General features: G+C 46.7%; 3 protein-coding genes and 1 pseudogene. All 4 read right to left on the reverse strand.

The annotated features are described in order from the left end of the window. Positions 1–494, reverse strand: a 494-nt coding sequence (locus AC4E7D_RS13905) for an alpha/beta hydrolase (RefSeq protein ID WP_490174379.1), incomplete at its 3' end; no start/stop codon positions are given. A gap of 3 nt (positions 495–497) precedes the next feature. After that, positions 498–821, reverse strand: a complete 324-nt coding sequence (locus AC4E7D_RS13910; protein ID WP_490174380.1) for a hypothetical protein — start codon at positions 819–821, stop codon at positions 498–500. 39 nt (positions 822–860) lie between these two features. Beyond that, entirely contained in the window at positions 861–2,114 is a 1,254-nt protein-coding gene (locus tag AC4E7D_RS13915; protein ID WP_490174381.1) for a dihydroorotase, read from the reverse strand. Next, positions 2,111–2,440: pseudogene (locus AC4E7D_RS13920) on the reverse strand (BatA domain-containing protein); the annotation flags it as partial. The pseudogene AC4E7D_RS13920 and the gene AC4E7D_RS13915, both read right to left, overlap by 4 nt.

Consider the following 2,440-nt stretch of genomic DNA (forward strand, 5'->3'; position numbering starts at 1 on the left):
GAGGCATAGATCTTCAGGCTACTGTGGTCCTTTCCTTCGTAACCGTCTACCAACAATTGGGTATCGATATAACCGCTTAGCGCCACCAATTTGCTGATCTTTTCAGGATAGGACAGGGCAATGGAATAGCTTAGAACCGTGCCCTGGCTAAAGCCAAGCAGGCTTATATTATCCGTGTCAAGGCCATAGGCCTCACAGGCCTCGTCAATGAATTTAAGAATAAGTTCCCTTGATTGCACGGCTTGTTCCACATCGCTCCACCTTCCGTGAGATGCTTCAAAATTTATTGCATACCAGGCATTGCCAAAGGGAGGCAGGGGGATTGGCGCCCTCGCAGAAATCACACAAAGGGCTTCCGGGAGTTCCGGGGCAAAGGAAAACAGGTCTTCCTCATTGCTGCCGTACCCATGGAACATAAAAAGCACCGGTGGTTTCCCCTGACGCAGGTTAGACGGCCGGATCAAATGGGTTAAGGATAACGGGGCTGTTGTCATATATTACTGGATAAACGTAAACCATTTCTGAAAATAACTACCGAGGAGGGGAACTTCATTTCTTTTACCGGAAATGGCCCCCAAAAAGCCATAAAACCAGAGGACAATATAGAATAGATAGAGGGCATACCAGGCATATTGGTTGAACCAAACACTGAGAAACAAACCACAGGCGATGAAAATCAGGTGTAGTCCGAACGCCTGGCGCGTATGGAAACGTGCAAAGGCGTGCTTGGGCTCTATATTCATGCTGATGGCGATTAAGGCCCCCACAAGGGTCAGGTAGGCAACAATAGCAGTGGTTTTTCCGGGAAGAGGTGTGCTCATTGCAAGAGGTGTTGGGATGTTAGGTTCCTTAAATATGGATCAGCTGAGTATACGGTCCTTATTGATGATTCCATAGACCTTTCCTTTGAGCGTTTCCCCGAGGTACATGCTGTTCTTGGAAGTCGACAATAGATGTTCAGAGCCTACTGTGTAGGTCGTATCAGGATCGAAGAGGGTAAGGTTGGCCATTGCCCCTTCCTCAAGCACTGGAGCGTCTAACCCAAACCTTTCCCATCCCTTTGATAACAAAGTCACCGCAATTTCTTTTCCCAACAAGGTGTTCAGGACCCCAAACCCATGTTCCAGTCCCAGTGAACCGTATGCAGCATGATCAAACTCCACCCGTTTTTCCTCTACATCCATTGGGGAGTGGTCAGTGGTAATAAAGTCAATTATCCCGCTCTTAAGACCCTTTATCAGGGCTTTATTGTCTTCCTTGGTCCTTAGAGGAGGCGTTACTTTGTAGTTGCTGTTGAATTCTTCAAGGACATTGTCCTGAAACCACAGGTTATGAAGTGCCGCACTGCAGCTAACATCTAACCCTTTCTTTTTGGCAGCGTCAATAAGGTGTACTGATTTGGCTGTGGATATTGTAGGGATGTGCAGGCTTCCCCCGGCGTATTCCAGAATAGACAAATCCCTTGCGATTTGAATTTCTTCAGCCAGTACTGGGATACCCTTCAGGCCAAGCCTGGTGGATACCACCCCTTCGTTTACTACCCCTTTACCCGATATTTGTATATCCATGGGGAAGGAAAAGACTACGGCATTAAAATTCTGTGCGTATTGCAGTGCGATCTTAAGGAGATTTCCATTTTCAATAGCCAGCTTATAGTCGTAAAAACCCACTGCACCCGCCTTCTTCATATCGTAAAGTTCAGCCAGCTCTTTGCCTTCACTTCTTAGGGTTAGCGCTCCGAGGGGATAAAGTTGCGCCACTGAGTTTTCAGCGGCCTTCCTGAGAAAAACAATAGCTCCGCTGCTATCAGGGACGGGATAGGTATTCGGATTCAAGAGCATGCCGGTAAACCCACTTTTCCCGGCCACTTCGAGACCGTGAACAATGGTTTCACGCTCTTCAAAACCTGGTTCCCCAAAACTAACACCACTGTCAAACCAACCCGTGGAAACATGCAAATTGGGAAAAGTAATTGTTTTGGCTTTGGAAGGGGCATCGATTTTCGCTGCGATTTTTTCTATCCTGCCATCCTTGATCAATAGGTCCCTTTTTTTGAGATGAAGTTGCTTGGCGTTGGGCGCAATAAGGGTAGCCGATTTAAGGAGTATGGTCATTTTACAAGCTTTTGGATAAGAACTTCGGCAAGTGCGAATAACAAAGCAAAAATAACAAACCATTTCCAAAGGGTTGTTATCCGGCCCTCATTTTCGATGATTTCAAACAGCTCCGGAATGCTTTCTGAGATTTCGTACGTATCTGTTACAGCGGGTAGGGTATAGGTAAGCTGGCTCTCTTTCCTGGGGTAGTTAAAACTTAGATGGGTCACTTCCTGTTCTCCAACACGTGCAGTGTAATTCCCGGCAATATTGGGATCATCCAGGAAGGTGAGCGTAGTTTTATTGGCAAAGCTCTTTTGAAGTGGGATGAATTCATAGGTGTC

The sequence above is a fragment of the Lentiprolixibacter sp. genome, from assembly GCF_982873095.1.

Bases quoted from the DNA above. Each gene is read 5' to 3' on its own strand.
- AC4E7D_RS13910 (WP_490174380.1), bottom strand. From the start codon at position 821: ATGAGCACACCTCTTCCCGGAAAAACCACTGCTATTGTTGCCTACCTG.
- AC4E7D_RS13915 (WP_490174381.1), bottom strand. From the start codon at position 2,114: ATGACCATACTCCTTAAATCGGCTACCCTTATTGCGCCCAACGCCAAG.